This window comes from Streptomyces sp. JW3 (genome assembly GCF_052216785.1).
Lineage (GTDB): Bacteria > Actinomycetota > Actinomycetes > Streptomycetales > Streptomycetaceae > Streptomyces.
The window spans coordinates 72,905-98,024 of the sequence record NZ_JBQOUX010000016.1 but is presented as its reverse complement, the minus strand read 5'-3'; the positions used below and the strand labels follow the sequence as shown (position 1 = coordinate 98,024).

Sequence of the window (25,120 nt, the reverse complement as noted above, 5' to 3'; positions counted from 1 at the left end):
CGCCCCCCCCCCCCCCCCCCCCCCCCCCCCCCCCCACCCCGGTGGGGCTCGGCGGGGCCTTACGCGGCCGGCCCCGGATACAGCGGGTGGCGGTCGGCCAGGGCGGTGACCCGAGCCTTCAGCGCCGATGCGTCGTACGACGGTTTCAGCGCCTCGGCGATCACGTCCGCGACCTCGGCGAAGTCCTCCGCGGTGAAGCCGCGGGTGGCCAGCGCCGGGGTGCCGATGCGCAGCCCGGAGGTCACCATCGGCGGCCGCGGGTCGTTGGGGACGGCGTTGCGGTTGACCGTGATGCCGACCTCGTGGAGGCGGTCCTCGGCCTGCTGTCCGTCCAGCGCGGAGTCGCGCAGGTCGACCAGGACCAGGTGGACGTCCGTGCCGCCGGTGAGCACCGCGACCCCGGCCGCCCTCGCGTCGTCCCGCACCAGCCGCTCGGCCAGCACCCGGGCGCCTTCCAGCGTACGACGCTGGCGGTCCCGGAACTCGTCGCCGGCCGCGATCTTGAAGGCGACCGCCTTGGCGGCGATCACGTGCTCCAGCGGGCCGCCCTGCTGACCGGGGAAGACGGCGGAGTTGATCTTCTTGGCCAGGTCGGCCGTGCAGAGGATCACACCGCCGCGCGGACCGCCCAGCGTCTTGTGCGTGGTCGTGGTCACGACGTGGGCGTGCGGCACCGGGTTCGGGTGCAGCCCCGCCGCGACCAGCCCGGCGAAGTGCGCCATGTCGACCATCAGGTACGCGCCGACCTCGTCGGCGATCCGGCGGAACGCGGCGAAGTCCAGCTGTCGCGGGTAGGCCGACCAGCCCGCCACGATCAGCTTCGGCCGCTTCTCCTTGGCGAGGCGCTCCACCTCGGCCAGGTCGACCAGGCCGTCGTCGCCCACGTGGTACGGGACGACGTCGTACAGCTTGCCGGAGAAGTTGATCTTCATGCCGTGGGTCAGGTGCCCGCCGTGCGCGAGGTTCAGGCCCATGATCGTGTCGCCCGGCTTCAGCAGCGCGAACATCGCCGCCGCGTTGGCCTGGGCACCGGAGTGCGGCTGCACGTTGGCGTGCTCGGCGCCGAACAGCGCCTTGACCCGGTCGATGGCGATCTGCTCGACCACGTCGACGTGCTCGCAGCCGCCGTAGTAGCGGCGGCCCGGATAGCCCTCGGCGTACTTGTTGGTCAGCACCGAGCCCTGGGCCTCCATCACCGCGAGCGGCGCGAAGTTCTCGGAGGCGATCATCTCCAGGGTGGACCGCTGGCGGTGCAGCTCGGCGTCGACGGCGGCGGCGACGTCCGGGTCGAGTTCGTGCAGGGGCGTGTTCAAGGCGGACCGGGACGTGTTCGGGGAGGACATCGCGGGGCCTCAGCCGGCCGAGAAGGCGGTGTACTCGTCGGCGGAGAGCAGGTCGCCCGGCTCGTCCGCGACCCGCACCTTGAACAGCCAGCCGCCCTCGAAGGGCGCGGAGTTCACCAGCGACGGGTCGTCGACGACGTTCTCGTTGACCGCGGTGACCTCGCCGGAGACGGGGGAGTACAGGTCGGAGACCGACTTGGTCGACTCCAGCTCGCCGCAGGTCTCGCCCGCGGTGACGGCGGCGCCGACCTCGGGGAGCTGGACGAAGACGACATCACCGAGGGCGTTGGCCGCGTGCTCCGTGATGCCGACCGTCGCGACGCCGTCCGCGGCGGCCGACAGCCACTCGTGCTCCTTGCTGTAGCGGAGCTGCTGGGGGTTGTTGCTCATGGCCTGAATTCTCCTGTATGCGGCGATGTACGGATGTCGGATGTACGGATGTACTGGGGGCTGGGAGGCTACTTCTGGCGCCGGTAGAACGGCAGCGCCACGACCTCGTACGGCTCGTGGCTGCCGCGGATGTCCACGCCGACCCCGGCGGTGCCCGGCGCCGCGTGCGCCGCGTCGACGTACGCCATCGCGATCGGCTTGCCCAGCGTGGGGGAGGGGGCGCCGGAGGTGACCTCGCCGATCACCTGTCCGTCCGCGACGACGGCGTACCCGGCGCGCGGCACCCGGCGGCCCTCGGCGACCAGGCCGACCAGGACCCGCGGGGGGTTGTCCCGCGCCCGGACGGCGGCCTGTTCCAGCGCCGCGCGGCCCACGAAGTCGCCCTCCTTCTCGAACTTCACCACCCGGCCGAGCCCGGCGTCGAAGGGTGTCAGCGCGGTGCTCAGCTCGTGCCCGTACAGCGGCATGCCCGCCTCCAGGCGGAGCGTGTCCCGGCAGGACAGGCCGCACGGGACCAGACCGGCGGCCGCGCCGGCCTCGGTCAGCGCCTGCCACAGCCGCGCCGCGCCGTCCGGGGCGACGAACAGCTCGAAGCCGTCCTCGCCGGTGTAGCCGGTACGGGCGATCAGCGCCGGGACGCCGGCCACCGTGCCGGGCAGCCCGGCGTAGTACTTCAGGCCGTCCAGGCCGGCGTCGGTGAGGCCCTTGAGGATGCCCGCGGACTCCGGTCCCTGCACGGCGAGCAGCGCGTAGGCGTCGCGGTCGTCGCGCACCTCGGCGTCGAACCCGGCCGCCCGCTCGGTGAGCGCGTCCAGCACCACCTGGGCGTTGGAGGCGTTGGCGACGACCAGGTACTCCGTCTCGGCCAGCCGGTAGACGATCAGGTCGTCCAGGATGCCGCCGTCCTCCCGGCAGATCATGGTGTAGCGGGCCCGGCCCGGTGTGACCGTGCCGATGTTGCCGACCAGGGCGTGGTCGAGCAGGGCGGCGGCCGCGGGGCCGGTGACGGTGATCTCGCCCATGTGGGAGAGGTCGAAGAGCCCGGCCCGGGTGCGCACGGCGGTGTGCTCGTCGCGCTCGGAGCCGTAGCGCAGCGGCATGTCCCAGCCGGCGAAGTCGGTCATCGTCGCGCCGAGCGCGCGGTGCGCGGCGTCCAGCGCGGTATGGCGGAGCGGGGTACTGCTCATCGGTCGTCTCCCAGGACAGGACGGCACGGGCGAGGAAGGTCCTCCCCATCTGTCATCGGTACCTGAGAGGTTCGCCGTGATCACGGCTCGCGGGGAGCCGGGACCAGAACTTGCACCTTGGGTGGGACCGCCGGTCACGGCGGTCCGCTTTTCAGATGTGCCTCGCCCGCGCGGTGACGGTGCCTGAGAGATTCAAGGGAGGGACTTGCTCCTTCGGCGCCCCGGCGACTGGCCGGGGACTCTCCCGCGCGGATTCAAACGGCCGGTATGCAGTTGGCGCGGCCACCCTAGCACTGCGTTTGTGACCGGCTTGTGGCACGAAGCGAATGAAATCGCGAGACCACCGCATTACCTTCTCTTTACACTCGACGGGGATGGGAACTCGTGAACCGCCCCAGGGGAGGACGATCACGGTGAACAGGACCACGGCATACGCCACGACCTCGGGACCAGGGCCGGTCGCGAAAGCCCCGCCTGTCTGGCGACGCCATGCACGCACTCCCGCCGCACCGGCCCCTGACCCGAGTACATCCAGTACGAGGGCCAGGGGCCGGCACGCCGAGAGCACGCACCTGACGCCGCCAGGCCCGCCCTCCGGGCGGCCGACAGGACTTTCGCAACCGGCCCTGGCGCTGCCCGAGCAGCACACGGCCCCGGCCCGGGAGGCGTGCGCCGAGCGGCCCGCACCCGTCGTCCGCGACCTGCGGGACCGGGCCGGCCACAGCCCGCACGCCCTGCTCTTCGGCCCCAGGGACCTCGTCGCGGTCACCGGCCTGCCCGGCAGCGGCAAGTCCACGCTGATGAAGCGGACCGTGCGCGGGGCGCGCGTCGACTCGCAGGACACCCGCGACCGCTGGGACCGCCGCCTGCCGCGCCTTTTGCCGTACGCCGTCTACCGCCCCCTGGTCCGCGTCGCGCACTACGCCGGGCTGCGCCGCGCCCTGCGCTCCGGCGCGGGCGTCGTCGTGCACGACTGCGGCACCCAGACCTGGGTGCGCCGCTGGCTGGCCCGCGAGGCCCGGCGGCGCGGCGGCACCCTGCACCTGCTGCTGCTCGACGTCGACGCCGAGCAGGCGCTGGAGGGCCAGCGCGAGCGCGGCCGGGGCGTGACCCGGTACGCGTTCCTGCGCCACCGCGCGGCCACCCACCGGCTGCTGCGCGCGGCGGCCGACGGCGTACTGCCAGCCGGCTGCGGCGCCGCCGTCCTGCTCGACCGCGCGGCGGCCGACACGCTGCGCCGGATCGGCTTCACGGGCTGACCGGTTCGGCTTCACCGGCTGACCGGATCGGCTTCACGGGCTGACCGGTAGCCTTTTCAGCCACACCAGCGGTTCCCCACAGGCGGTAGGCAGATGGACTTCCCAGCGGGCTTCCCGGCCCAGGCACACCCCCACCCGCACGGCGGATGGCCCGGCAACGAACTGGAGGAGGTGCTGTCGGCCGCCTTCGGCGTGCCCGGCGCCGGCGGCCGGATAGTCGAGGTCCTGGGCCGCAGCTTCGTCTGGGTCCCGCTGCCCAGCGGGGGCGGGCCGCACCAGGGCCCGCTGGACCTGCCCACGCTGGAGATCGACGGCCAGGCGTACGTGCCGGTGTTCAGCTCCGAGGAGCAGTTCCGCCAGGTCGTCGGCGCGCACATGGCGTTCACCGTCGCCCCGGCGGTGGAGTTCGCCCGCGGGCTGCCCCCGCAGGTCGGCATCGCCGTCAACCCGGACGGCGTGGTCGGCGTCCCGCTGCCGCCGGCCGCGGTGGCCGAGCTGTGCCGGGCCGGCCGCGGCCCACTGGACGGCCCCGCGGCCGGCGGCCGGGTCCGCCTCTTCGAACCCGACTGGCAGGACGACCCGGTGGACTTCCTGTCCGCCGCGTCCGCCGAGTTCGCGGCCACCGGCGTGGTCCGCACCGCCCGCCGCTGCCTCGCCACCGTCGAGACCGCCGACCCGGTCATGTTCGTCGGCGTCGAACTGACCCACTGGGAGGGCGACGCCCGCGCCGTCCCCCTGGACGCCCTGGGCCGCGCCCTGGGCCGCGTCCCGGTCAAGTGGCCGGTCAACCTGGTCCTCCTGGAAGCCGCCCAGGACCCGGTCTGCGACTGGCTGCGGGAGCAGGTCCGGCCGTTCTACCAAGGGACCTTGTGAACGCCGCCGGCGGGAGTGCCGCAAGGGGCGCGGGGAACCGCGCGGGAAACCACGACGAACCCGCGCCCGCAAGACGGCCGTCACCCCCGAGCTGGAGGGCGCACGGGGAACACAAAGCAACCTAAGCTGGTCCCCGACCACGCACGCTTCCCGAGAGGTCGGTAACACGTGAGCGCGAGCGGTACCGCCGCAGCCGGGCACGTCGAGCACACGCTGCGCCAGGTGACCCCCGGGCGCTACGACGCCTACGAGGCGCTGCTGCGCGCCCTCGCCTCCCCCGCCTCCGGCCAGGTCTGGATGCTGCTGTGGCACGGCCAGGCCGGCTCCCCGGACGCCCAGTACGGGAACATGGAGGTCGACGGCCACGGCTACGCGCCCTGCGTCACCTCCGCCCAGGAGCTGTCCGCCAGCGGCTGGAACCGGTCCTACGAGGTGGTCGACGGACTCGAGGTGGCCCGCGCCCTCTTCCCCGACCGCTACGGCCTCTGGCTCAACCCGCACGCCCCCGGCGGCGGTGTCGGCATCCCCTGGCTCGACCTGCGCCGCATCGCCACCGGCCTGGACCGCCAGCCCGCCGGGCCGCTGCGGCTGTCCGAACCGGCCATCGAACTCCCGCAGTTCTACGCCCTGCTCACGCAGAACGCGCACCGCACCCCGGTGGTCCGCGCGCTGCGCCGCGCCTGGGTGCAGCCGGCGCTCGGCGCGCCCTACCTGGCGATCGGCCTCGACCTGTACGACACCTCCTCGCCGGCCGTCGGCGCGGTGCGGGCGATGATGCAGCAGTCCGTCGGCGCGGCACCGGACGGGCTGCCGGTGTCGACCGTGGCGATGTCGGACGCGCTGGACCCGGTCGCGATGTGGCTGCGCGCCAACGCCCGCCCGTTCTACGACCGGGAGGCGCACGCGGCCCCCGCGCAGGCTCCCGCGGGCGGCTACGGCTACCCGCCGGTGGGCGGCCGGTACTGAGAACGGAACGGTTTACTCCGCCGATCCGGGGGCATGTCTTCGCGCGTAGATGACGGCGGATGGTCGCGAAGGTCGATGATTGGGACCTTGTGTCCCAACTGTCCCGCGTCCGCCCGGCGTTACCCACTGTTCGGATAACGGAATCCCCAGCAGTGCATCACGGTTGCGCATACATTCCCGGTGAGACCTGGCGGGTGATCGCAGCGACGCTGAAGACTCGCGCTTCAGGCACCGGATCGTTCGATCCCGTGACCGAGAGCAAGTCGACAAAGCCGTAATCAACGGCGGGTGTAGGCCGGTTACCGCCGGCGAGAGGGGTCGGGTCACTGTGACCGCACCGATCGAGACCACCGGGGCGCAAGCCGAGGCACAGCCCGAGGCTGTCCTCGTCGGTGCCGACAAGCGGCAGATCGAGGGCCGTTCCCTGGGGCAGATCGCCTGGTCCCGCTTCAAGAAGGACAAGCTGGCCGTGGCCGGCGGGGTCGTCGTCATCCTGCTGATCCTCGTCGCACTCCTCTCCCGCCCTCTCCAGGCCCTCTTCGGCCTGGACCCCAACGCCCTCAACCAGGACCTGATCGACCCCAACACCTCTCTGCCCAGGGGTGACTTCGGTGGCATGAGCTGGGACCACCCGCTCGGTGTGGAGCCGAAGTTCGGCCGGGACATCGCCACCCGCATCCTGGAGGGCTCCTGGGTGTCGCTGATCGTCGCCTTCGGTGCCACGGTCCTGTCCAACACCATCGGCGCGGTCCTCGGCGTCGTCGCCGGCTACTACGGCGGCCGGGTCGACACGATCATCAGCCGGATGATGGACATCTTCCTCGCCTTCCCCCTCCTGCTGTTCGCGATCGCCATCTCCGCGACCCTGCAGGGCGGCGCCTTCGGCCTGGAGGGCCTGCCGCTGCACATCCTTGTGCTGGTCTTCGTCATCGGCTTCTTCAACTGGCCCTACCTGGGCCGTATCGTGCGGGGCCAGACGCTGGCCCTGCGCGAGCGCGAGTTCGTCGACGCCTCCCGGGGGATGGGGGCCAAGGGCCCGTACATCCTCTTCAAGGAGCTGCTGCCGAATCTCGTCGGCCCGATCATCGTCTACTCGACGCTGCTCATCCCGACCAACATCCTGTTCGAGGCGTCCCTGAGCTTCCTCGGCGTAGGCATCCAGCCCCCGCAGGCTTCCTGGGGCGGCATGATCAACCAGGCGGTCACCTACTACCAGGTGGACCCGCAGTTCCTGATCGTGCCCGGCCTCGCCATCTTCGTGACCGTGCTGGCGTTCAACCTGCTCGGCGACGGTCTCCGTGACGCTCTCGACCCGCGCAGCCGCTGACCGGCGACTGCCCGAGAGCCCTAAAGATTTGCCAACAATGGAGGGGAAGCAGACCATCATGCGAAGGTCAGCGCTGGCCGCGGTCGCGGCCATCGGCAGTGCGAGCTTGCTGCTTTCGGCTTGCAGCAAGGCCGATGACAGCTCGGACAACAACGGAAACAAGTCGGCAGGGGCCAACGCTGCGACCAAGGACGTCGTCAACGCCTCCACCCAGAAGGGCGGGACGGTGACGTACGAGTACTCGGACGTCCCGGACTCCTTCGACCCCGGCAACACGTACTACGCGTACATGTACAACCTCAGCCGGCTCTACGCTCGCCCGCTGATGACCTTCAAGCCCGCCGCGGGCGAGGAGGGCAACACCCTCGTCCCGGACCTCGCGGCCAGCAAGGGCGTGCCGAGCGACGGCGGCAAGACCTGGACGTACAAGCTGCGTTCCGGCCTGGAGTACGAGGACGGCACCGCGATCACCTCGAAGGACGTCAAGTACGCCGTCGAGCGGTCCAACTTCGCGCGTGACGTGCTCTCCCTCGGCCCGAACTACTTCCAGCAGTTCATGGAGGGCGGCGACAAGTACAAGGGCCCCTACAAGGACAAGAGCGAGGAGGGCCTGAAGTCGATCGAGACGCCGGACGACACCACGATCGTCTTCCACCTCAACCGCTCCTTCCAGGAGTTCGACTACCTCGTCGCCACCCCGCAGACCGCGCCGGTGCCCCAGTCCAAGGACAAGGGCATCGACTACGTCAAGAGCATCGTGTCCTCGGGCTCGTACAAGTTCCAGAGCTACGAGGAGGGCAAGCAGGCCGTCCTCGTGCGCAACGAGAACTGGGACCCGAAGACGGACCCGCTGCGCAAGCAGTACCCGGACAAGATCGTCGTCAAGCTCAAGGTCAACGCCGAGACGATCGACCAGGACGTCCAGGCCGGTGACGCCATCGACCTCGGCGGCACGGGCGTGCAGGCCGCGACCCAGGCCAAGGTCGTCAACGACACCGCGCTGAAGGCGAACACCGACAACACCTACGGTGGCCGCCTGGTCTACATGGCGATCAACTCGCAGGTCGCGCCGTTCGACAAGGTCGAGTGCCGCAAGGCCGTCGAGTACGCCGTCGACAAGGTCTCCGTGCAGACCGCGCTCGGCGGTCCGATCCGCGGTGACGTCGCCACCACGGTGCTGCCCCCGGACATCCCCGGCTACCAGAAGGCCGACACCTACGCCACCGAGGGCAACAAGGGTGACGTCGCCAAGGCCAAGGAGCAACTGTCGGCCTGCGGCAAGAAGACCATCACCACCAACATCTCGGCGCGCAGCGACCGCCCGCAGGAGGTGGACGCGGCCACCGCGATCATCGCCGCGCTGAAGAAGGTCGGCATCAACGCCAGCCTGAAGCAGTACCCGTCGGGCAAGTACTTCACCGACTACGTGGGTGTTCCCTCCTTCGACAAGAAGCAGAACATCGGCCTGCACATGATGCAGTGGGGTGCCGACTGGCCGTCCGGCTACGGCTTCCTGCAGCAGATCCTGCACGGTGACGCGATCGGCGCGTCCGGCAACACCAACCTGTCCTACATCGACGACAAGCAGATCAACGAGTCGCTCGAGAAGGCCATCGCCACCGAGAACGCGACCGAGCGCACCTCGCTGTACGGCGAGATCGACGCCCGTGCGATGGACCAGGCGGTGCTTGTTCCGCTGACCTACTTCAAGGTTCTGCTGTACCGCCCGGCCTCCTACACCAACCTGGTGTCCACGGCGGCGTTCAGCGGTCAGTACGACTACCTCAACATCGGCACGACCAAGAAGTAGCCCGGAAGGCAGGTGAAGGCATTGGTGCCCGCGGGCTTCGCGGCCCGCGGGCACCGGCGCCGGTCCCCGTGATCTCGTACATCCTCCGTCGGACGTTCGCGGCAGTGATCCTGCTGCTGGTCGTCACCGCGGTCACCTTCGCGATCTTCTTCCTGCTGCCATGGCTCGCCGGTCAGACCGCCGACCAGCTCGCGCAGCAGTACATCGGAAAGAGCCCGACGAAGGCGGACATCCTCGCGGTCAAGCAGAACCTCGGTCTGGACCAGCCCCTCTACGTCCAGTACTGGCATTTCATCAAGGGGATCGTGGGCGGTGCCACCTATGACCTGGGTCCCACCACGACGCACTGCGGCGCGCCGTGCTTCGGCTACTCCTTCAAGAACCACGTCGAGGTGTGGCCGCAGCTGACCTCCCGCCTCCCGGTGACCCTGTCGCTGGCCGGCGGTGCCGCCGTGCTGTGGCTGGTGTCCGGTGTGCTGATCGGCGTCGTCTCCGCACTCAAGCCGCGCAGCTTCTTCGACCGCACCTTCATGGGCGTCGCGCTGGCCGGTGTCTCCCTGCCCATGTTCTTCACCGGCAGCCTGGCGCTGCTGCTCTTCACCTACCAGTGGCCGATCTTCGGCCGCACCTACGTCCCGTTCACCGAGAATCCGGCGCAGTGGGCCAACACGCTTTTCCCGGCTTGGTGTTCGCTGGCGCTGCTCTACTCCGCCATCTACGCGCGGCTGACCCGTTCGGGCATGCTGGAGACGATGAGCGAGGACTTCATCCGCACGGCCCGCGCCAAGGGCCTGCGGGAACGCAGGGTGGTGGCCCGGCACGGGCTGCGCGCCGCGCTGACCCCGATCATCACCGTCTTCGGCATGGACCTGGGCCTGCTGCTCGGCGGCGCCGTGATCACCGAGAAGGTGTTCTCCCTGCCTGGTATCGGCCAGTACGCGGTGCAGGGCATCACGGACAACGACCTGCCCCCGATCCTCGGCGTCACTCTGCTCGCCGCACTCTTCGTCGTGATCGCAAATCTCCTGGTGGACCTGCTCTACGCCGCCGCCGACCCGCGCGTGAGGCTCTCGTGACCGAACTGTCCAAGACCGGGGCCGCCGTGGGCGAGCCCGCCGAGTCGCCCGAGAACGCGCCCGGCGCGTTCCTGTCGGTCCGTGACCTCAAGGTGCACTTCCCCACCGATGACGGGCTGGTCAAGTCCGTCGACGGGCTCAGCTTCGATGTGGAGAAGGGCAAGACCCTCTGCATCGTCGGCGAGTCCGGCTCCGGCAAGTCGGTCACCTCGCTGGCCGTCATGGGCCTGCACCGGCTCGGTGCGCGCGGCAAGAACGTGCGAATGTCCGGCGAGATCTGGCTCGACGGCAAGGAACTGGTCGGCGCCGACCCGGACGAGGTGCGCCGGCTGCGCGGCCGCGAGATGGCGATGATCTTCCAGGACCCGCTGTCCGCGATGCACCCGTACTACACGATCGGCAACCAGATCGTGGAGGCGTACCGGGTCCACCACGACGTCAGCAAGAAGGACGCGCGCAAGCGGGCCATCGAGATGCTCGACCGGGTCGGCATCCCCGAGCCCGGCAAGCGCGTCGACAGCTACCCGCACGAGTTCTCCGGCGGTATGCGCCAGCGCGCGATGATCGCGATGGCGCTGGTCAACAACCCCGAACTGCTCATCGCGGACGAGCCGACCACCGCCCTGGACGTGACCGTCCAGGCACAGATCCTGGACCTGATCCGGGACCTGCAGAAGGAGTTCGGCTCCGCGGTCGTGCTGATCACCCACGACCTCGGAGTGGTCGCCGAGATCGCCGACGACGTGCTGGTGATGTACGGCGGCCGGTGCGTGGAACGCGGTTCGGTCGACGACGTCTTCGAGCGTCCGCAGCACCCCTACACCTGGGGTCTGCTCGGCTCGATGCCGCGCATCGACCGTGAGACCTCCGAGCGGCTCATCCCGGTCAAGGGATCCCCGCCCAGTCTCATCAACGTGCCCTCGGGCTGCGCCTTCCACCCCCGCTGCCCGTACGCGGACGTCCCCAAGGGCGATGTCACCCGTACCGTGCGGCCGGAACTCCAGGTGGTCGGCAGCGGACACTGGTCCGCCTGCCACCTCTCGGCGGAGGACCGCACGCGGATCTGGACCGAAGAGATTGCGCCGAAGCTGTGAGTGAAACCAAGAAAACGGACGTGGCCGTCCCGGCGCAGGCGTCGGCTCCGGCCGACGAGCGTGAGGTGCTGCTCAAGGTCGAAGGGCTGCAGAAGCACTTCCCGATCCGCAAGGGCGTCCTTCAGCGGCAGGTCGGCGCGGTCAAGGCGGTCGACGGCATCGACTTCGAGGTGCGCCAGGGCGAGACGCTCGGCGTGGTCGGCGAGTCGGGCTGCGGCAAGTCGACGATGGGGCGGGTCATCACCCGGCTCCAGGACCCGACGGGCGGCTCGATCCACTTCGAGGGCAAGGACATCACACGGCTGAACACGGCCGGGATGCGACCGCTGCGGCGGGACATCCAGATGATCTTCCAGGACCCCTACGGTTCGTTGAACCCGCGGCACACCATCGGCTCCATCGTCTCGGCGCCGTTCCGGCTCCAGGGCGTGGAGCCGGAGGGCGGCGTGAAGAAGGAGGTCCAGCGGCTCCTTGAGCTGGTGGGTCTGAGCCCCGAGCACTACAACCGCTACCCGCACGAGTTCTCCGGTGGCCAGCGCCAGCGCATCGGCATAGCCCGCGCGCTCGCCCTGAAGCCCAAGCTGGTGGTGGCCGACGAGCCGGTCTCCGCGCTGGACGTCTCCATCCAGGCGCAGGTCGTCAACCTCATGGACGACCTCCAGCAGGAGCTGGGCCTGACCTACGTGATCATCGCGCACGACCTGTCCGTCGTCCGGCACGTCTCGGACCGGATCGCGGTGATGTACCTCGGCAAGATCGTCGAACTCGCCGACCGCACCGCGCTGTACGAGGCGCCGATGCACCCGTACACCAAGGCCCTGATGTCGGCCGTGCCGGTGCCGGACCCCAAGCGGCGCGGCACCAAGAGCGAGCGCATCCTGCTCAAGGGCGACGTGCCCTCGCCGATCTCGCCGCCGAGCGGCTGCCGGTTCCACACCCGGTGCTGGAAGGCGACGGAGATCTGCAAGACCGTCGAGCCGCCGCTGAAGGAACTGCGTCCGGGACAGCAGGTGGCCTGCCACCACCCGGAGAACTTCGCCGACCAGGCCCCGCAGGACGTGGTCCTGCTCACCGACGCCAAGGAGGCGGCGGAGCTGGTCTCCGAGGACGCGCTGGCCGCGTCGGCGGCGACCTCGGCGGCGGTGGCGGCGGAGGTGGCTGCCGAGGACGAGGGCGAAGAGGGTACGGAGGCGACTGCCGAGGGGCTGACCGAGTCCGAGGCCGCTGCCGAGGGGCTGACCGAGTCCGAGGCCGCTGCCGAGGGGCTGACGGAGACCGAAGCCGCCGGCGAAGGGCTGACGAAGAGTGAGGCCGCAGCGCCGAACCCGTCGGACACGGCGGCGACTTCGGCGCCGGAGACGGGCTCGGACGCCGCCGAGGAGAAGTAGTCGGCAGTCCGCTCGGCGAGCCCCCGCCTTCGTTCGCAAGGCGGGGGCTCGCCTGCGGGCGAGAATGACAGGGTGTACCAGCAACTCTTCACCCCGTCCGTCCAGCACACGCTCGATCTGATCGGCATCTTCGTCTTCGCGATCTCCGGCGCGCTGCTGGCCGTCCGCAAGAACTTCGACGTGTTCGGCATCGCCGTCCTCGCCGAGGTCACCGCGCTGGGCGGCGGGCTCTTCCGGGACCTGGTGATCGGTGCCGTACCGCCGGCCGCCTTCACCGACCTCGGGTACTTCGTCACCCCGCTGCTCGCCACGGTGCTGGTCTTCTTCCTCCACCCGCACGTCGAACGCCTCCAGACCGGCGTCAACGTCTTCGACGCGGCCGGCCTCGGCCTGTTCTGCGTGGCCGGGACCACCAAGGCGTACGACTACGGACTCGGCCTGACCGCCTCCGCCTGCCTGGGACTGGCCACCGCGGTCGGCGGCGGCGTACTGCGCGACGTGCTCGCCAACGAGGTGCCCTCGCTGCTGCGCTGGGACCGCGACCTGTACGCCGTGCCCGCGATCGTCGGCGCCACGACGGTCGCCCTGTGCATCCGCTTCGACGCCCTCACGCCGTTCACCAGCGGCTTCGCGGTGGTCACCGCGTTCGTGCTGCGGCTGTGCGCGATGCGGTTCCACTGGCGGGCGCCGCGGGCCTGGAACCGGCGGTCCACGGTGCTGGAGGCGGAGTGAGTCTGCTTGCCGGTTCGGTGAAAGCTACCGCTTAGTAGCACCCTGCTGTATCGTGCACCCATGCCAGAAGCAGCCTCCGCGCCGGCCACCCGGGCCACCCTCGGCGACAGCGAGTTCGACCGGGACACCGCGCTCACCGCGCGCGAGCCGGGCGTCTACGCCCTCGACCTCTCGGCCGACTGGACCATCTTCGGCGTCGTCAACGGCGGTTTCCTGCTGGCGGTCCTGGGCCGCGCGCTCGCCGACGCCCTGCCGCATCCCGACCCGTTCACCCTCTCGGCGCACTACCTCACCGCGTCCCGCCCCGGCCCGGCGGTGGTCCGCACCGAGACCGTCCGCACCGGCCGCACCCTCTCCACCGGCCAGGCGTCCCTCTTCCAGTACGACGACGAGGGCCGCGAGGTCGAGCGGATCCGCGTCCTCGCCTCCTACGGCGACCTGGGCGCCCTGCCGGACGACGTCCGCACCACCGCCGAGCCGCCCGCCATGCCGCCGCTGGAGGAGTGCTTCGGCCCCGAGGACGGACCCGCGCCGGTCTCCGGCGGTTCCGCCTTCGCCGACCGGCTGCTGCTCAAGGTGGACCCGGCCACGCTGGGCTGGGCGCTCGGCGAGCCCTCCGGCAAGGGCGAGATGCGGGCCTGGTTCGGGCTCGCCGACGGCCGCGACGCCGATCCGCTGGCCGTGCTCCTCGCGGTCGACGCGCTGCCGCCGACCGCCTTCGAGCTGGGCCTGTCCGGCTGGGTGCCCACGGTCGAACTGACCGTCCAGGTGCGGTGCCGCCCGGCGCCGGGCCCGCTGCGGGTGTCGGTCACCACCCGCAACCTGGCCGGCGGCTTCCTGGAGGAGGACGCCGAGGTGTGGGACAGCGCCGGCCGGCTGGTCGCGCAGTCCCGGCAGCTGGCCCGGGTCAAGCTCGGCTGACCCCGCTCAGGCCGTCCAGTGCCGGCGGCCGACGTTGATCAGGCGCAGCCGGCGGGTCGCGGTGGTCGCGACCCGCCGCCGCTCGTCGTCCGGGGCCTCCAGGGTCTCCAGGAACTGCGAGGCGTTGCTCAGCATCTGGTCGACGTAGAGACCCGCGAGCATCAGCAGGTCGTCGCCGTGCCAGTGCGCCGACTCCGGGTCCCGGGCCAGTTCGTCCCGCACCTCCGCGGCGAACCGGGCGAGCTGCTCCCGTATCGCCGCCCGCACCGGCCGCACCCCGCCGTGCCGCTCGCGCGCGATGAAACGGACGTGCGAGGGGTACTCCCGCACATGACCCTCAATCAACTCCACCGCGCGGGCGATGCGTTCCTCGCTGTCCCCGTCCGGCGTCACCGTCGTCCGGATCATCGGGTGCAGGCTGCCCAGCGCCTCCTCGACCAGCGCGACACCGAGGTCGGCGGTCGAGCGGAAGTGCCGGTAGAAGGCGGTGGGCGCCACGCCCGCGGCGCGGGTGACCTCGCGCAGCCCCAGGCTGCTCAGGCTCTGTTCCTCCAGCAGTACGAGCGCCGCGTCCAGCAGCGCCTGCCGGGTCCGCCGCTTCTGCTCCTGCCGGACGCCCAGGGTGTGACTCATGCCATGCAGTTAACAACTGTTCTCCGGAATTGAAAAGTCGTCGTGCGCGCTAGACTGGGTAGTCAGTGAACAACTGTTACCGATTACTGGTAGGGAATTACTGGTAGGGAGGAGTGACCTCATGCTGTTCATCGTCGCCGCACTCCTGCTGCTCGGTTTCGCGCTGGGCACCGTCGCCCACGCACCGCTCGGCTTCTCCGCCGTCGCAGCCGTCGTCATCGCCGGCTGGCTCGGCGTCTTCGCGCTCCGCGAGCGGCACGGCCGCCGCCGCACCACCGTCGACCGATGAGGGAGACCGTCATGCAGCTCACCGCACCGGCCAGCCGCCGCACCGGATTCCGGGACACGGACGGCATGGCCGTCGCGTCCTTCGTCCTCGGCCTGCTCGGCCTGCTGGTCCTCAACGTCTTCCTGGGGCCGATCGCCATCGTGCTGGCCGGCGTGGCCCTGTGGCGCGGCACCACCCGCCGCGGCCGGGCCCTGCTCGGCCTCGGCCTGGGCATCGCCGACCTGCTCGTCCTCGCGGCGTTCGTACAGGCCGACCAGACGCTCTCCTGGAGTCTGTGAGCCGTCTCTCCCCGCGGGGCCGTCGTCGTCCCCCCGGGGACCGGCCGGGGCCGCCCCGTAGAATCGGCGGCACCATGGCTTACCTCGACCACGCCGCGACCACCCCGATGCTTCCCGAGGCGGTCGAGGCACTCGCCGCGCACCTCGGCAGCACGGGCAACGCCTCCTCCCTGCACGCGTCCGGCCGCCGCGCCCGGCGCACCGTCGAGGAGGCCCGGGAGACGCTCGCCGAGGCGCTGGGCGCCCGGCCCAGCGAGGTGGTCTTCACCTCCGGCGGCACCGAGGCCGACAACCTCGCCGTCAAGGGCCTGTACTGGGCCCGCCGCGACGCCGACCCGGCCCGCACCCGGGTGCTGGCCAGCCCGGTCGAGCACCACGCCGTCCTGGACGCCGTGCACTGGCTCGGCGAGCACGAGGGCGCCACCGTCGAGTACCTCCCGGTGGACGCGCACGGCCGGGTCCACCCCGAGGCGCTGCGCGAGGCCATCGCCCGCGACCCCGGCAGTGTCGCCCTCGCCACCGTCATGTGGGCCAACAACGAGATCGGCACCGTCACGCCGGTCCGCGAACTGGCCGACGTGGCCGCCGAGTTCGATGTCCCGCTGCACGCCGACGCGGTGCAGGCCGTGGGCCAGCTCCCGGTCGACTTCGCTGCCTGTGGACTCGCCGCGCTGACCGTCTCCGGCCACAAGATCGGCGGCCCCTACGGCATCGGCGCGCTGCTCCTGGGCCGCGCGTACACCCCGGTCCCCGTGCTGCACGGCGGCGGCCAGGAACGCCATGTCCGCTCCGGCACCCTCGACGTCCCCGCCATCGCCTCCTTCGCGGTGGCCGGCCGGCTCGCCGCCGAGCGCCGCGAGTGGTTCGCCCGCGAGATCGGCGCCCTGCGCGACGACCTGGTCGAGGCGGTCCGCAAGGCCGTGCCGGACGCGATCCTCGGCGGCGACCCGGCGCCCGGCGGCCGGCTGCCCGCCAACGCCCACTTCACCTTCCCCGGCTGCGAGGGCGACTCCCTGCTGCTCCTGCTGGACGCCCAGGGCATCGAGTGCTCCACCGGCTCCGCCTGCACCGCCGGGGTCGCCCAGCCCAGCCACGTCCTGCTGGCCACCGGCACCGATCCCGACCTGGCCCGCGGCACCCTGCGCTTCTCGCTGGGCCACACCTCCACCGCCGCCGACGTCACGGCCGTCGCCGAGGCGATCGGCCCCGCGGTGGAACGGGCCCGGGCGGCCGGGCTGACGTAAGCCCTACACGGACGAGGAGGCCGAGCTGCTCGACGGCGAGGGCGTGTCCGACGGCAGCGCGGTGGTCGCCCGCCGCACCAGCGTCATGTACCGGTCCCAGTCCCAGTAGGGCCCCGGATCGGTGTGGTCGGTGCCCGGCACCTCCACGTGCCCGATGATGTGCTTCCGGTTCACGGGTATCTCGTAGCGCGCGCAGACCCCGGCCGTCAGCTTGGCCGAAGCCGCGTACATCGCGTCCGTGAAGTCCTGCGGCCGGTCCACGAATCCCTCGTGCTCGATGCCGACACTGCGCTCGTTGTACTCCCGGTTGCCCGCGTGGTACGCCACGTCCAGCTCGCGGATCATCTGCGTGATCCGCCCGTCCTGGCCGACGATGTAGTGCGCCGCGGCCTGGTGCCCCGGGTCCTGGAACGCGTTGACCGCGCCGTCGAAACTGCCCTGGGTGACATGGACGATCACCATGTCTATGGGGTAGTCCTCGGGCCGGTCCGCGCGCCGCCAGTTGGCGTCCGCCGCCGCCACCCAGGTCGCGCCCTGGTAGTCGACCACCCCGTCGTCGCGCGGCTTGTCCACCCCGGGCACCCGCCACCACAGGCGGTCCAGCTCGTCGCGCGCCAGCACGGCGGCACCCACGGCCGTCACCGCGCCGCCGACGATCAGCGCGCGTCTGCCGATGCGCCGGTCGGTGTCCTTGGGTGACCCGCTGGGTGATCCGTCGGGGGATGGGCTGTTCGCCTCCATGTGATCGATAACGCATATCCGTGCGATCCGGTTCCCGGACCACCCGTACCCTGGAGGAGTTATGACTGACGACACTCCGCAGCGCACCCGCCGCCCTCTCCGTGTCCTCGCCGCCATGTCCGGCGGAGTCGACTCCGCCGTCGCCGCCGCCCGCGCCGCCGAGGCCGGGCACGACGTGACCGGCGTCCACCTCGCGCTCTCCGCGAACCCCCAGTCCTTCCGCACGGGCGCGCGCGGCTGCTGCACCATCGAGGACTCCCGCGACGCCCGCCGCGCCGCGGACGTCATCGGCATCCCGTTCTACGTGTGGGACCTCGCCGACCGCTTCCGCGAGGACGTCGTCGAGGACTTCGTCGCCGAGTACGAGGCGGGCCGCACCCCCAACCCCTGCCTGCGCTGCAACGAGAAGATCAAGTTCGCCGCGCTGCTGGACAAGGCGCTGGCCCTCGGCTTCGACGCGGTCTGCACGGGCCACTACGCCAAGGTCCTGGTCCGCGACGACGGCACCCGCGAACTGCACCGCGCCTCAGACATGGCCAAGGACCAGTCCTACGTCCTCGGCGTCCTGGACCACCGCCAGCTCGCCCACGCGATGTTCCCGCTCGGCGACACGCTCACCACCAAGGACGAGATCCGCGCGGAGGCCGAGCGCCGGGGCCTGGCGGTGGCCAAGAAGCCCGACTCGCACGACATCTGCTTCATCGCCGACGGCGACACCCAGGGCTTCCTGGCCGGCCGCCTCGGCCGCGCCGAGGGCGACATCGTCGACGAGGCGGGCAACCACCTCGGCACCCACGAGGGCGCGTACGGCTTCACCATCGGCCAGCGCAAGGGCCTGCGCATCGGCACCCCGGCCCCCGACGGCAAGCCGCGCTACGTCCTGGACATCTCGCCGGTCACCAACACGGTGACGGTCGGCCCCGCCGACGCCCTCGACGTGCACGCCCTGCGCGCGATCAAGCCCCGCTGGTGCGGTACGGCTCCCACCGGGCCCGGCACCTACACGGCCCAGCTGCGCGCCCACGGCGAGGAGACGCCGGTGCGGGCGGAGATCGTCGCCGGCGACCTGGAGGTCACCTTCGACCAGCCCGTCCGCGGCGTGGCCCCCGGCCAGGCGATCGTCCTGTACGACGGCACCCGGGTGGTGGGCTCGGCGACGATCGCGACGACGTCGCGGGCGACGGCGGGGGTCTGAGCCTCCGGTCAGTTGCCGGACGTCACGTCCGACCGGAGATGACCGACAAGTGAGACGAAGGCCGGACGACCGACCGTGATGACGTGCTGAGGGCGAGCGCTGTTGCGTATCGCTATGTCGCCGCCGGTGTCATCGGCGGCGACTTCCACGCAGTTGTTCCCGCCTCCCCCACAGAACGACGAGCGCTTCCATCGGTGCCCGGTCATTGCTCCGGCCCCCTCAAAGGTCGTGTGCGATGGAACGGATGAGTTCCTGGGACGCTGCCGGCGGCAGCGCGCTCCGCTCCATCAGGTCCAACAGTGAACGATAGTTGGCCAGCGGCGTGGGGGCGTCCACAAAGCTGGCGCCGAGGGCCGTATCGAGCTGCACGGTGTCGAGCTGCGGTGCCGGAGCCTCCACGTAAAGAACCGACTGTCCGGCGCCATGGAAGGCACCGGCGCTGAACGGAATCACTCGTAGGGTGATGTGGGGGCGGTCCATGGCGTCCGCGAGGTGCTTCAGTTGTTCGCGGGCGACGTCACGTCCGCCGAATTCCAGGCGTAGTGCCGCCTCGTGGATGATGCCGGTGTACGGGATCGCTTGGTCGCCGGTCAGTACGGCCTGTCGGCTCATGCGATGGGCGACGCGTAGTTCCACGTCCAGGCGGGGCAACTTGGGCACGGTGAGCTCGAAGAGTGCCCTCGCGTGGTCCTCGGTCTGCAGCAGTCCGGGCAGATGGACGGTCTGTGCCGTACGAATGCGCGTGGCGTAGTGCTCAAGCTCCGAGATGTCGAGATGGCCCTCGGGAAGTTTGCCCCGGTACTCGTCCCACCAGTGAGGTGTACGCCGGCTGTCGGCGATGGCGGCCAGCGCCTCGATGAGTTTTTCGTCGGGGCACCGGTAGTGACACGCGAGATGCCGCACTCGCTCGCTGCTGACAGTAGTGCGTCCGGCTTCGAGGTTGGACACCATCGTGCGGTCCGCCCCGAGCATCTGGGCGGCCTCCTGGATGGAGACACCGGCTTGTTCGCGCATCCGACGCAGCTCCGTGGCCAGACGCCGCTGCCGACCGGTGGGTGAGTTCCTTGGTGCCATGGGGTCACTTTCCTCGCGAGCGCGACGCAGTTTGCCAGCACAGTGTGCACCGATTCAATGAGCCACGAGTCTATTCACTCATTCGTGAAACATGACTCACATGTGAGTTGAATTCCTCTACGGTGTGAGTCACAAGCAAGATATGAGCACGCACACGGAGGCGCCGCGTGAAGAACGTTGGACCGGAACACGAACCGTCGCCCATCCCTTTCACCGAACCCTGGGAGTACGAACTCCACTTCCCCCGCGACCCCCGGGGACCGGCCGTCGCCCGTACGACGCTCAAGGCCGTGCTCGGCGCGCATGGGCTGGGGGAGTTGGGGGAGCGGGCCGAGTTGCTGGCCTCGGAGCTGACCACGAACGCCGTCCGCTACTCCCTCGGCCCCGCCACCGTCCGGCTGCGCTGGGCCAATCCCGTGCTGCGGGTCAGCGTCACGGACACTTGTCCGTTGGTCCCCGTGCGGCTCGGGTCGGCCGGGCCGGACTGTGAACGGGGGCGGGGGCTGCTGATCCTCGATCTGCTGGCCGACGGCTGGGGCGGGTGCCGTCTGGGGGAGTCCGTGTTCGGGATCGGCGGCAAGAGGGTCTGGTTCGAGCTGGTGCTGGGCGAGGGCGACCGGCCGCCGGGCGGTGGTGCCGGCCCGGCTGCTCTCGCGGCCTGAAGCTTGTCGGGCCCGGCCCCTCCGCCCCACCCCGCAAAAACCGTGAACACTTTCCGCCCAAGTGTTCACGGGCCGGCGCACCCAACCCGCCGCCACTCAGCCGAGGTAGTCCGCGCGGCCCTCGTCGTCGACTTCGAAGGCGCCCTCGGGGATGACGCAGAACTCGTTGCCCTCGGGGTCCGCCATCACCAGGAACCCCCCGTCGTCGTACTGTTCCAGTCTGCGACCACCGAGCGCCTCCACCCTGCGCTGCTCGGCCGCGGGGTCGGGCGAGCTGATGTCGACGTGCACGCGGTTCTTGCCGGACCTGGGTTCGTCGGTCCGCTGGAAGCCCAGACCGAGGCCGTTCTCGCGCCGGAGCCATACATAGGGGCCGGTGCGGCCCACGACGGGCCTGCCGAGCAGCTCGGACCAGAACACAGCGAGCCGCTCGGGGTCGGCGGCGTCGACGATGAGGGCGTTGACCCGCCTGGGGGAGTCCGTCATGTGCCGATCCTCTCAGGGGCGCGGGGCGACCCCCTCCGGGCGGACCCGCGACCGGAGGGAGCCACGGTGACGCCGTCACTCCGCGAAGAACTCCGCCAGTACCGGCGCCAGCACCCCCGGCTCCACCATGTGGCTCTGCCCCGCCAGTTCCGCGTACCGGCCGTCCGGGACGGTCTGCGCGATCTCCCGGGCCGCCGCCCGCATCGGCTCGGTGCCCGCGCCGCCCGCCAGGGCCAGTACCGGGGCCGTGACCGAGGCCAGTGCCTCGCGCGGCGGGCGGCCGTCGCCGAGGACGGCGTCGTCGTACGCCAGGCTCGGCGCGACCGACTCCAGGCCCGCCCACATGGGGGACCGGCGGGCGCCTTGGATCATCTCCTCGCCCAGGCCCGTCAGGCGCAGGAACAGCTCCACCGCGTCCCCGCGCCGGCCCGCCCCGAGCGCCTCGGTCAGCCGCGCGGTGTACTCCGCGCGGGTGCCGGCGGAGTCGTCGTCCATGGCGTACGGCACCTCGTAGACGGCCACCCGGCGCACCGGCAGCCCGCTCGCCGCGGCCCGCAGCGCCAGCGCGCCGCCGGACGAGACGCCGTAGAAGGACGACTGGCCGCCCAGTGTCCCGACCAGCGCCGCCAGGTCCTCGATCTCGCGGTCGACCGAGTAGGGCGGCGTGTCACCGCTCGCGCCGCGGCCCCGGCGGTCGTACACCAGGACCTCGAAGCGGTCCGCGAGGGCTGCGGCCAGCGGCGCCAGGGTGGCACCCGTCGACAGGGCGCCGCTGACCAGGACGAGCGCGGGACCCGTCCCGGTGCGGGTGTGGGCGAGCGGGGTGCCGTCGCGTGAGTATGTCTTCTCCATGGTTGTGGAGAGTGCCCCATGGGGGCCGGTCAATCGGTCAGGACACTTCCACCTCGTAGAAGCACAGGTGGTCCTTGATCTCCCGGACCTCCGGCTTGGGGTCCGGATACGCCCAGACGGAGTCCGGCGCGTCCGGCAGCGACCAGTAGGTCGCGTCGCCCTTGAAGGGGCAGTGGGTGGTGGTGCGGGACGGGGTCAGCAGATCGACGCGTACGTCCAACGGGGGGAGGTAGTAGCGGTCGGGGCAGCCCGTCTCCTTCAGCAGCAGGGCCTCGTCGCTCTCGGCCAGGACCTGCCCGTCGCGTGTCACGCGTACGTGGCGGTCGGTGGGTTCCACGGTGATGCGGTGTCCGGTGGTCACGTTCGTCCTCCTCGGCCGGCGGTGTCCTCGGTGACAGCGCGCCGCGAAACCGACTTCTTCCCCGACCGGGCGGAGCCGTACCGTTGCCCCCATGAACATCTGCGTCTTCCTCTCCGCCGCCGACCTCGACGAGCGCTACACCCGGCCCGCGAAAGAGTTCGCCGAGCTGCTCGGCAAGGGCGGGCACACGCTGGTGTGGGGCGGCTCGGACGTCGGGCTGATGAAGGTGGTGGCCGACGGTGTGCAGGAGGCCGGCGGGCGGCTGTGCGGGGTCTCCGTGACGTTCCTGGCGGCCAAGGCGCGCCAGGGCGTGGAGGAGATGGTGATCGCCGCCGACCTGGCCGAACGCAAGCGGCTGCTGCTGGAGAAGGCCGACGCCGTGGTCGTCATGGTGGGCGGCACCGGCACGCTGGACGAGGCGACCGAGATCCTGGAGCTGAAGAAGCACGGGCACACCGACAAGCCGGTCGTCCTGCTCAACACCGCCGGCTTCTACGACGGACTCAAGGAACAGTTCCGCCGGATGGAGGACGAGGGCTTCCTGCCGCGCCCGCTGGGCGAACTGGTGTTCTTCGCCGAGGAGCCGGTCGGCGCGCTGGCCTATCTGGAGGAGAGCCAGGGCGTCGGCTGACCTCCAGGGGGTCTTCAACTGCTGCCCCTCGAGGTCGGGTAAGTGAGCGTAACCATGTATGAGTGAGTGTCGTTGTCTGAGTGTGAATCTCACGGAGTGGGCGAAGACGCAGGGCGTGCATCCACAGACCGCGTATCGCTGGTTTCGTGAGGGGATGCTGCCGGTGCCGGCTCAGCGGGTCGGTCCGCGCACGATCCTTGTGAACGTGGAGGCCGGTGCCGCGCCCGAGGCGTTCGGCGGGCTGGGTCTGTATGCCCGCGTCTCGTCGCACGATCAGAGGGGCGATCTGGAGCGCCAGGTCGCCCGGCTGGCCCGGTGGGCTGCCTTGGCGGGGCACCGGGTGGTGCGGGTGGAGTCCGAGATCGCCTCCGGTATGAACGGCGCCCGTTCCAAGGCCAAGCGGCTGCTTGCCGACCCTGCCGTGCAGGCGGTGGTGGTGGAACACAAGGATCGCCTCGGTCGGATGAACGTCGAGCTGGTCGAGGCCGCCCTGTCCGCGACCGGGCGCCGCTTGGTCGTGCTGGACGACGGCGAGGTCGAGGAGGACCTGGTGCGGGACATGGTGGAGGTGCTGACCTCCTTCTGCGCCCGCCTGTACGGGCGCCGGTCAGCGAAGAACCGTGCCCGCAAAGCGCTTCAGGCCGCCGAGCATGGCTGACCGGCGCAGGCCGTTGCGGCAGATCGCCCGGCCGTTCGTCGCCGACGGCCCGAGGGGGGTCAGCATCCGCGACCGTCTCAAGGGACTGACGGCCGAGGACGAGAAGGTGCTGCGCCTGATCGGCACGCACCTGGGCACGCTGGCCTCGCGTGATCTGGCCCGCAGGTGCCGTGACGGCCTGGAGCACTCCACCGACACGTGGGCCGAGCGTAAACGCGACCTGACGGCGTTGTCGTCCTCCCGCTGGGCCGGTTCCATCACGTCCACCACGCACGACCAGTGGGGTCTGTCCAGGCGTGCGCAGCACGCGCACCTGCAATCCCTGGATGCCGGTATCCGCATGATCCGCCACCGGCTGTCCCTGCCTGTCGGACAGAAGGGCAGCCGGGGCCGGCCCGGCGGCTACCGGTCCTCCAACGAGTGGTTCAACAAGTCCCGGCGCCTGGCGGTCCTCGAAGAGCGGTACGAACAGGTCGCGGCCGAACGCGCCGCCGGACGCGTGTCGATCACACGCGGCGGCCGCCGGCTGCTGGGCACCCGCCACCACCTCACCGCCGCGAACCTGACCGAGGCGCGGTGGCGAGCACAGTGGGAGGCAGCGCGGTGGTTCCTGACCGCCGACGGCGAGTCCGGCAAACGGTTCGGCAACGAGACGATCCGCGTCAGCCCCGACGGCGAGATCAGCATCAAGCTGCCCGCCCCCCTCGCCGAGCACGCAAACGCTCAGCACGGCCGGTACGCGCTGGCCGCGAAGGCCGCCTTCCCACACCGGGGCGAACAATGGCGGGACCGGATCGAAGCGAACCGGTCCGTGGCCTACCGCATGCACCTGGACACGGTCCGGGGCCGCTGGTACCTCGACGCCTCCTGGACCCGTAAAAGCCTGCCCGTCGTGCCACTGGCCACGCTTCGCGCGGACGGCGTGATCGCCGTGGACACCAACGCCGACCACCTCGCCGCATGGCGCCTCGACGAACACGGCAACCCTCTTGGCACACCCCGCCGCTTCGACTACCGGCTCACCGGCAGTACGTCGCACCGCGACGCCCAGCTCCGCCACGCCCTCACCCGCCTCCTGCACTGGGCCGAACAGACCGGCGTGCAGGCCATCGCGATCGAAGACCTCGACTTCACCGGCTCCACCACCCGTGAGAAACACGGCCGTCGCAAGCGATTCAGGCAGCTCATCTCCGGCATCCCCACCGGCCGCCTACGCGCACGCCTGCTGTCCATGTGCGCGGAAGCCGGCATCGGTGTGATCGCCGTCGATCCCGCCTACACCAGCATCTGGGGCGCCCAGCACTGGCAAGCCCCCCTCACCAGCAAAACCCACAAGACCAGCCGACACGCCGCCGCCTCGGTGGCCATCGGCAGGCGCGCCCTCGGACACCGGATCAGGCGACGGACGACACCGCCCCGTGCACACCAGAGCGATGTGCACGGGCATCGGACCGCCCAGGCCCGACCCCACGACCAAGGGAGCGAGGGAAACCGCCCCCGCGTCCCCGGACCACGGACACGATCCGTGCGCGCCGGACGCGGAGCGAACGCGGTGGACCAGAACACCCAAGACCGTGCGGGGTGTTCGGCTGAGCACGGGTTCTGGCAACAGGACTCACTCCCGCTCAGTCGCTAGGAACGGTGCGAGCA

At 70.9% G+C, this 25,120-nt stretch carries 28 protein-coding genes and 2 riboswitches; of the genes, 18 read left to right on the top strand and 10 right to left on the bottom strand.

Annotated elements, in window-relative coordinates; genetic code table 11:
- Positions 1-59 precede the first annotated feature (59 nt).
- From glyA to gcvT, 3 genes are all read right to left on the bottom strand, one after another.
- Positions 60-1,343, bottom strand: coding sequence for a serine hydroxymethyltransferase (gene glyA, locus ACTT8P_RS09950; protein ID WP_442831182.1), 1,284 nt, complete (start codon positions 1,341-1,343; stop codon positions 60-62).
- 9 nt (positions 1,344-1,352) lie between these two features.
- A complete protein-coding gene (gene gcvH, locus ACTT8P_RS09945; RefSeq protein WP_442831181.1) occupies positions 1,353-1,733 on the bottom strand; it encodes a glycine cleavage system protein GcvH in 381 nt (126 codons plus the stop codon).
- Between the two features lie 68 nt (positions 1,734-1,801).
- Positions 1,802-2,920: a glycine cleavage system aminomethyltransferase GcvT gene (gene gcvT, locus ACTT8P_RS09940; RefSeq protein WP_442831180.1), complete on the bottom strand. Its 1,119-nt coding sequence runs from the start codon at positions 2,918-2,920 to the stop codon at positions 1,802-1,804.
- A gap of 39 nt (positions 2,921-2,959) precedes the next feature.
- Positions 2,960-3,081: riboswitch (glycine riboswitch) on the bottom strand.
- Positions 3,082-3,177: riboswitch (glycine riboswitch) on the bottom strand.
- Positions 3,178-3,546: 369 nt separating this feature from the next.
- On the opposite strand from gcvT, the gene ACTT8P_RS09935 reads away from it, so the two are divergent.
- From ACTT8P_RS09935 to ACTT8P_RS09890, 10 genes are all read left to right on the top strand, one after another.
- The gene (locus tag ACTT8P_RS09935; protein WP_442831188.1) at positions 3,547-4,179 is read left to right on the top strand and encodes an AAA family ATPase; all 633 of its coding nucleotides are present in this window, start codon (positions 3,547-3,549) and stop codon (positions 4,177-4,179) included.
- Between the two features lie 93 nt (positions 4,180-4,272).
- Complete coding sequence (locus ACTT8P_RS09930) at positions 4,273-5,052, top strand: enhanced serine sensitivity protein SseB (RefSeq protein WP_442831179.1); 780 nt, start codon at positions 4,273-4,275, stop codon at positions 5,050-5,052.
- A gap of 168 nt (positions 5,053-5,220) precedes the next feature.
- On the top strand, positions 5,221-6,018 hold the full coding sequence (locus tag ACTT8P_RS09925) for an enhanced serine sensitivity protein SseB C-terminal domain-containing protein (RefSeq protein ID WP_442831178.1): 798 nt from the start codon (positions 5,221-5,223) through the stop codon (positions 6,016-6,018).
- A 328-nt stretch (positions 6,019-6,346) separates the two neighbouring features.
- Positions 6,347-7,345 carry an ABC transporter permease gene (locus ACTT8P_RS09920; protein ID WP_442831177.1) on the top strand — a complete coding sequence of 333 codons (999 nt, stop codon included), beginning with the start codon at positions 6,347-6,349 and terminating at the stop codon, positions 7,343-7,345.
- Positions 7,346-7,403: 58 nt separating this feature from the next.
- Positions 7,404-9,155, top strand: a complete 1,752-nt coding sequence (locus ACTT8P_RS09915; protein WP_442831176.1) for an ABC transporter substrate-binding protein — start codon at positions 7,404-7,406, stop codon at positions 9,153-9,155.
- Positions 9,156-9,223: 68 nt separating this feature from the next.
- Entirely contained in the window at positions 9,224-10,231 is a 1,008-nt protein-coding gene (locus tag ACTT8P_RS09910; RefSeq protein ID WP_442831175.1) for an ABC transporter permease, read from the top strand.
- Positions 10,228-11,325 (top strand): ABC transporter ATP-binding protein, encoded by a 1,098-nt coding sequence (locus tag ACTT8P_RS09905; protein WP_442831174.1) that lies wholly within the window; start codon positions 10,228-10,230, stop codon positions 11,323-11,325. The genes ACTT8P_RS09910 and ACTT8P_RS09905 overlap by 4 nt, the downstream gene beginning before the upstream one ends.
- Complete coding sequence (locus ACTT8P_RS09900) at positions 11,322-12,713, top strand: ABC transporter ATP-binding protein (protein WP_442831173.1); 1,392 nt, start codon at positions 11,322-11,324, stop codon at positions 12,711-12,713. Before ACTT8P_RS09905 ends, ACTT8P_RS09900 begins: the two co-directional genes overlap by 4 nt.
- Positions 12,714-12,785: 72 nt before the next feature.
- A complete protein-coding gene (locus tag ACTT8P_RS09895) occupies positions 12,786-13,445 on the top strand; it encodes a trimeric intracellular cation channel family protein (protein WP_442831172.1) in 660 nt (219 codons plus the stop codon).
- Positions 13,446-13,505: 60 nt separating this feature from the next.
- Positions 13,506-14,366, top strand: a complete 861-nt coding sequence (locus ACTT8P_RS09890; RefSeq protein ID WP_442831171.1) for a thioesterase family protein — start codon at positions 13,506-13,508, stop codon at positions 14,364-14,366.
- A 6-nt stretch (positions 14,367-14,372) separates the two neighbouring features.
- Here the strand turns inward: ACTT8P_RS09890 and ACTT8P_RS09885 are convergent, their stop codons facing one another.
- Positions 14,373-14,999, bottom strand: a complete 627-nt coding sequence (locus ACTT8P_RS09885; protein ID WP_442831170.1) for a TetR family transcriptional regulator — start codon at positions 14,997-14,999, stop codon at positions 14,373-14,375.
- 121 nt (positions 15,000-15,120) lie between these two features.
- On the opposite strand from ACTT8P_RS09885, the gene ACTT8P_RS09880 reads away from it, so the two are divergent.
- The 3 genes from ACTT8P_RS09880 (at position 15,121) to ACTT8P_RS09870 (ending at position 16,810) form a co-directional block, all read left to right on the top strand.
- Positions 15,121-15,288, top strand: a complete 168-nt coding sequence (locus tag ACTT8P_RS09880) for a hypothetical protein (RefSeq protein WP_442831169.1) — start codon at positions 15,121-15,123, stop codon at positions 15,286-15,288.
- 11 nt (positions 15,289-15,299) lie between these two features.
- Entirely contained in the window at positions 15,300-15,566 is a 267-nt protein-coding gene (locus ACTT8P_RS09875) for a DUF4190 domain-containing protein (protein ID WP_442831187.1), read from the top strand.
- 74 nt (positions 15,567-15,640) lie between these two features.
- Positions 15,641-16,810, top strand: coding sequence for a cysteine desulfurase family protein (locus ACTT8P_RS09870; RefSeq protein WP_442831168.1), 1,170 nt, complete (start codon positions 15,641-15,643; stop codon positions 16,808-16,810).
- A 3-nt stretch (positions 16,811-16,813) separates the two neighbouring features.
- Here ACTT8P_RS09870 and ACTT8P_RS09865 read toward each other — a convergent pair whose 3' ends face one another.
- Complete coding sequence (locus tag ACTT8P_RS09865) at positions 16,814-17,551, bottom strand: N-acetylmuramoyl-L-alanine amidase (protein ID WP_442831167.1); 738 nt, start codon at positions 17,549-17,551, stop codon at positions 16,814-16,816.
- A gap of 61 nt (positions 17,552-17,612) precedes the next feature.
- Here ACTT8P_RS09865 and mnmA point away from each other — a divergent pair, with 61 nt between their 5' ends.
- Positions 17,613-18,746: a tRNA 2-thiouridine(34) synthase MnmA gene (mnmA, locus tag ACTT8P_RS09860; RefSeq protein ID WP_442831166.1), complete on the top strand. Its 1,134-nt coding sequence runs from the start codon at positions 17,613-17,615 to the stop codon at positions 18,744-18,746.
- An 8-nt stretch (positions 18,747-18,754) separates the two neighbouring features.
- Here the strand turns inward: mnmA and ACTT8P_RS09855 are convergent, their stop codons facing one another.
- Positions 18,755-18,952, bottom strand: a complete 198-nt coding sequence (locus ACTT8P_RS09855) for a DUF397 domain-containing protein (protein ID WP_442831165.1) — start codon at positions 18,950-18,952, stop codon at positions 18,755-18,757.
- A 13-nt stretch (positions 18,953-18,965) separates the two neighbouring features.
- Entirely contained in the window at positions 18,966-19,820 is an 855-nt protein-coding gene (locus ACTT8P_RS09850) for a helix-turn-helix domain-containing protein (protein ID WP_442831164.1), read from the bottom strand.
- Positions 19,821-19,987: 167 nt separating this feature from the next.
- Between ACTT8P_RS09850 and ACTT8P_RS09845 the strand changes: the two genes are divergently transcribed.
- Positions 19,988-20,482 carry an ATP-binding protein gene (locus ACTT8P_RS09845; RefSeq protein ID WP_442831163.1) on the top strand — a complete coding sequence of 165 codons (495 nt, stop codon included), beginning with the start codon at positions 19,988-19,990 and terminating at the stop codon, positions 20,480-20,482.
- A 96-nt stretch (positions 20,483-20,578) separates the two neighbouring features.
- Here ACTT8P_RS09845 and ACTT8P_RS09840 read toward each other — a convergent pair whose 3' ends face one another.
- From ACTT8P_RS09840 to ACTT8P_RS09830, 3 genes are all read right to left on the bottom strand, one after another.
- On the bottom strand, positions 20,579-20,968 hold the full coding sequence (locus ACTT8P_RS09840; protein ID WP_442831162.1) for a VOC family protein: 390 nt from the start codon (positions 20,966-20,968) through the stop codon (positions 20,579-20,581).
- Positions 20,969-21,043: 75 nt separating this feature from the next.
- A complete protein-coding gene (locus tag ACTT8P_RS09835; RefSeq protein WP_442831161.1) occupies positions 21,044-21,820 on the bottom strand; it encodes an alpha/beta fold hydrolase in 777 nt (258 codons plus the stop codon).
- Between the two features lie 37 nt (positions 21,821-21,857).
- Entirely contained in the window at positions 21,858-22,181 is a 324-nt protein-coding gene (locus ACTT8P_RS09830; RefSeq protein WP_361173552.1) for a DUF427 domain-containing protein, read from the bottom strand.
- A 91-nt stretch (positions 22,182-22,272) separates the two neighbouring features.
- Between ACTT8P_RS09830 and ACTT8P_RS09825 the strand changes: the two genes are divergently transcribed.
- The 3 genes from ACTT8P_RS09825 to ACTT8P_RS09815 all read left to right on the top strand — a co-directional run bounded on the left by ACTT8P_RS09825 (position 22,273) and on the right by ACTT8P_RS09815 (position 25,106).
- Positions 22,273-22,812, top strand: coding sequence for a TIGR00730 family Rossman fold protein (locus tag ACTT8P_RS09825; RefSeq protein WP_442831160.1), 540 nt, complete (start codon positions 22,273-22,275; stop codon positions 22,810-22,812).
- Positions 22,813-22,894: 82 nt separating this feature from the next.
- Entirely contained in the window at positions 22,895-23,470 is a 576-nt protein-coding gene (locus ACTT8P_RS09820) for an IS607 family transposase (RefSeq protein ID WP_442831159.1), read from the top strand.
- A complete protein-coding gene (locus tag ACTT8P_RS09815; protein ID WP_442831158.1) occupies positions 23,463-25,106 on the top strand; it encodes an IS200/IS605 family accessory protein TnpB-related protein in 1,644 nt (547 codons plus the stop codon). The genes ACTT8P_RS09820 and ACTT8P_RS09815 overlap by 8 nt, the downstream gene beginning before the upstream one ends.
- Positions 25,107-25,120: the final 14 nt, after the last annotated feature.

Coding starts and splice junctions, on each gene's coding strand:
- mnmA (WP_442831166.1), top strand. CDS start 17,613: ATGACTGACGACACTCCGCAGCGCACCCGCCGCCCTCTCCGTGTCCTC.
- ACTT8P_RS09930 (WP_442831179.1), top strand. CDS start 4,273: ATGGACTTCCCAGCGGGCTTCCCGGCCCAGGCACACCCCCACCCGCAC.
- ACTT8P_RS09880 (WP_442831169.1), top strand. CDS start 15,121: ATGCTGTTCATCGTCGCCGCACTCCTGCTGCTCGGTTTCGCGCTGGGC.
- ACTT8P_RS09915 (WP_442831176.1), top strand. CDS start 7,404: ATGCGAAGGTCAGCGCTGGCCGCGGTCGCGGCCATCGGCAGTGCGAGC.
- ACTT8P_RS09885 (WP_442831170.1), bottom strand. CDS start 14,999: ATGAGTCACACCCTGGGCGTCCGGCAGGAGCAGAAGCGGCGGACCCGG.
- ACTT8P_RS09850 (WP_442831164.1), bottom strand. CDS start 19,820: ATGGCACCAAGGAACTCACCCACCGGTCGGCAGCGGCGTCTGGCCACG.
- ACTT8P_RS09865 (WP_442831167.1), bottom strand. CDS start 17,551: ATGGAGGCGAACAGCCCATCCCCCGACGGATCACCCAGCGGGTCACCC.
- glyA (WP_442831182.1), bottom strand. CDS start 1,343: ATGTCCTCCCCGAACACGTCCCGGTCCGCCTTGAACACGCCCCTGCAC.
- gcvT (WP_442831180.1), bottom strand. CDS start 2,920: ATGAGCAGTACCCCGCTCCGCCATACCGCGCTGGACGCCGCGCACCGC.
- gcvH (WP_442831181.1), bottom strand. CDS start 1,733: ATGAGCAACAACCCCCAGCAGCTCCGCTACAGCAAGGAGCACGAGTGG.
- ACTT8P_RS09890 (WP_442831171.1), top strand. CDS start 13,506: ATGCCAGAAGCAGCCTCCGCGCCGGCCACCCGGGCCACCCTCGGCGAC.
- ACTT8P_RS09875 (WP_442831187.1), top strand. CDS start 15,300: ATGCAGCTCACCGCACCGGCCAGCCGCCGCACCGGATTCCGGGACACG.
- ACTT8P_RS09840 (WP_442831162.1), bottom strand. CDS start 20,968: ATGACGGACTCCCCCAGGCGGGTCAACGCCCTCATCGTCGACGCCGCC.
- ACTT8P_RS09835 (WP_442831161.1), bottom strand. CDS start 21,820: ATGGAGAAGACATACTCACGCGACGGCACCCCGCTCGCCCACACCCGC.
- ACTT8P_RS09870 (WP_442831168.1), top strand. CDS start 15,641: ATGGCTTACCTCGACCACGCCGCGACCACCCCGATGCTTCCCGAGGCG.
- ACTT8P_RS09825 (WP_442831160.1), top strand. CDS start 22,273: ATGAACATCTGCGTCTTCCTCTCCGCCGCCGACCTCGACGAGCGCTAC.
- ACTT8P_RS09815 (WP_442831158.1), top strand. CDS start 23,463: ATGGCTGACCGGCGCAGGCCGTTGCGGCAGATCGCCCGGCCGTTCGTC.
- ACTT8P_RS09855 (WP_442831165.1), bottom strand. CDS start 18,952: ATGACCGGGCACCGATGGAAGCGCTCGTCGTTCTGTGGGGGAGGCGGG.